The 2,527-nt window shown below is 74.6% G+C and carries 4 protein-coding genes; 3 read left to right on the top strand and 1 reads right to left on the bottom strand.

Features of this window, described 5'->3' with window-relative positions:
- The coding region (tatA, locus tag NBZ85_RS30160; protein WP_261563325.1) for a Sec-independent protein translocase subunit TatA at nucleotides 1-202 on the bottom strand (202 nt) is incomplete at its 3' end.
- Between the two features lie 301 nt (nucleotides 203-503).
- On the opposite strand from tatA, the gene NBZ85_RS30155 reads away from it, so the two are divergent.
- From NBZ85_RS30155 to NBZ85_RS30145, 3 genes are all read left to right on the top strand, one after another.
- Complete coding sequence (locus tag NBZ85_RS30155; protein ID WP_261560631.1) at nucleotides 504-785, top strand: GlsB/YeaQ/YmgE family stress response membrane protein; 282 nt, start codon at nucleotides 504-506, stop codon at nucleotides 783-785.
- Nucleotides 786-1,170: 385 nt separating this feature from the next.
- Nucleotides 1,171-1,710, top strand: coding sequence for a FluC/FEX family fluoride channel (locus NBZ85_RS30150; protein WP_261563324.1), 540 nt, complete (start codon nucleotides 1,171-1,173; stop codon nucleotides 1,708-1,710).
- Nucleotides 1,707-2,081 carry a fluoride efflux transporter FluC gene (locus NBZ85_RS30145; protein ID WP_261563323.1) on the top strand — a complete coding sequence of 125 codons (375 nt, stop codon included), beginning with the start codon at nucleotides 1,707-1,709 and terminating at the stop codon, nucleotides 2,079-2,081. Before NBZ85_RS30150 ends, NBZ85_RS30145 begins: the two co-directional genes overlap by 4 nt.
- The last annotated feature ends 446 nt before the right edge of the window (nucleotides 2,082-2,527 follow it).

Below are 2,527 nucleotides of genomic sequence, written 5' to 3'. Positions count from 1 at the left end.
GCGACGGGGTCACCGCGGCCGGCGCGGGTTCGCCGGCGGCCGGGGCGGGGTGGTCGTCGTCGTGCAGGCCCTTGATCTCGGACTTGAAGATGCGCAGCGAGCGACCCAGGGAACGGGCGGCGTCGGGGAGCCTCTTCGCTCCGAACAGCACAACGACGACGACGACGATGATGAGCAGTTCAGGCGTGCCGATGTCACCCACGAAAACCATCCTTCGGACGGGGTCGGACCCACCGCCGGCCTCGAGGGCATGCTACGGCCGGGTGCGCCGCCGCGGTGGAGCACTGCCCAGCCCGGCCGTCGTCCCCACTGCGATCCGGGTGCGGTCCGGGCGGGGCCGCACCCCGCTGCTGCCCGTGGACATCGACCGGCCGCTGGTGCGGTGTCACCCGGGTGACGAGCGGTTGATGTTTGACGAAGCGTCGCCGGCGGGTACACAGCGGTCGATCTCCCCGCCGATCATCGGCCCCCCGCCGCTGATCCTCACCTGTCGGAGGCCCGCTGTGCTCTGGACCCTCATCACCTGGGTGGTACTCGGTCTCATTGCGGGTGCCGTGGCCCGCCTGCTCGTGCCCGGACCCGATCCGATGAGCATCCCCGCGACGATCCTGCTGGGTGTCGTCGGCTCGTTCGTCGGTGGTTTCCTCGGCTATCTGCTGTTCGACAAGGACTTCGGTGAGGGCGCGTTGCAGCCCTCCGGCATCGTCGGGTCGATCCTCGGCGCCATCGTCGTGCTGCTGGTCTGGCGGACGGTGGGCGGACGCCGCCACGCGCTGCGCCGCTGAGCCCGCCGCTCGCCTCGCCCAGGTCCCCTGCGCACCCGGGTCCCCTGCGCACCCGGGTCGCCACGATCACGTTGTCCCCGGCAACCCGGGGATCTCCACGTCCGTGGACGACAGTCCAGCCGCCCTGATGCTCAGACTTGCGTTGGTATCCGCGTTCCCCGACCAGCCACAGGACGTGCAATCGAACAGATGGTGGGTGGTGGCCGGCCTGCGCGCAGGCGGCGGGTAAAATCGCCTTCGGACAGTGCCCGCCCTGCGGCGGCCGCCGGCGGCGGTGGGGCCCGCCGTGGTCGAACCGCGGCAGCGCGCCGCCAACGGTCCCTGCGTGCCACACAGCTGCGTTCGATCCCCCGCCGGGTCGCGCGGCCACGCAGGGAGGAGCCCCATGGCCGAGCAGCCCGCGCCGCAGCCCACATCCCCCGCGGATCCCACCGGTCCCGCTGTCGTCGCGACCGATCCCGACGTCGACCTGCACCTGCCGGCCCAGCGTGCCGAACTGCGGGCCCATCCGGCGCTGCTGCTCGGCGTCATCGCCGCCGGCGGCGCGCTCGGCGCCTGCGCCCGCTACGGCGCGGCGCTGGCCTGGCCGACCCACCCCGGTGCGTTCGGCTGGACCACCGTGGCCGTCAACACCGTCGGCTGCGCGGCGATCGGCGTGCTCATGGCCCTGGTCCGCGCCGGCCGCCTCGCCCACCCGCTGGCCCGCCCGTTCCTCGGCACCGGGATCCTCGGCGGGTTCACCACCTTCTCCGCCTACGCCGTCGACGTCGAAGGGCACCTCGACAGCGGCCGGCCACTGACGGCCCTGGCCGCCCTGGCGCTGACCCCGGCCGCGGCGCTCGCCGCGGTGTGGGCGGCCACGGCGGCGACCCGCGGACTGCTGCTGCGGTGCGGGGAGCGGCGACGCGGGGATCGGCGGCGGTGAGCTGGCTGCTGGTGATCCTCGGCGCGGCGGTGGGAGCCCCGCTGCGCTACCTCACCGACCGGGCCGTGCAGGCCCGTCACGACAGCCCGCTGCCCTGGGGCACGTTCACCGTGAACACGGCGGCCAGCGCCGTGCTCGGCCTGATCACCGGCGCGGTCGGCGCCGGCGCCGCCTCGACGCGGGTGGCGCTGCTGGTCGGCACCGGGCTGTGCGGGGCGCTGAGCACCTACTCGACGCTGTCCTACGAGACGCTGCGCCTGGTCGAGGACGGTCATCGCCGCCTCGCCGCCCTCACCGCCGCCGCCAGCCTGCTCGCCGGGGTCGGCGCCGCCGCGGTCGGCGTGACCCTCGCCCACGCCCTGTGGGGCTGACCGGCCGCGCCCCTGACCGACCCCCCGTGCCCTGCCGACCCGCGCATGCCCTGACCGGTGATGTCCACCGCCCGCGGCCTTGACCAGCAGACCCGCCGGCCGAGGGCGGGGTCGGTCGCGACCGCCGGGCTCGATCGGACCTACCCTTCTGCACGTGCACAGGCCGACCTCTTCCCGCCGTGACCCCGTCCGGCCGGACACCCGCGCCCCGCTGCCCCCGGATCATCTTCCGGATCATCTTCCGGATCGTCGCCTGGATTGCCGTCCGGGCCGTCGTTTGGATCGCAGTGCACGGTGGCTGCCGCTGCTCCCGGCTCTGCCGGCGCTTGTGAGCGTGATCGCGGTGCTGGTGCTGCTCGCCGGCTGCTATTCCGGCGCCGGCAGTGACGGCCCGACCCGCGCGGACGCCGCGGTGCGTCCCGGCACGGCGGCGCCCACCACCACAG

The organism is Frankia tisae, assembly GCF_025403405.1.
In the GTDB taxonomy this organism is placed as follows: Bacteria; Actinomycetota; Actinomycetes; order Frankiales; family Frankiaceae; genus Frankia; species Frankia tisai.
Note: the sequence above shows the minus strand (reverse complement) of the source record. Positions and strands in the feature narration are given on the sequence as shown.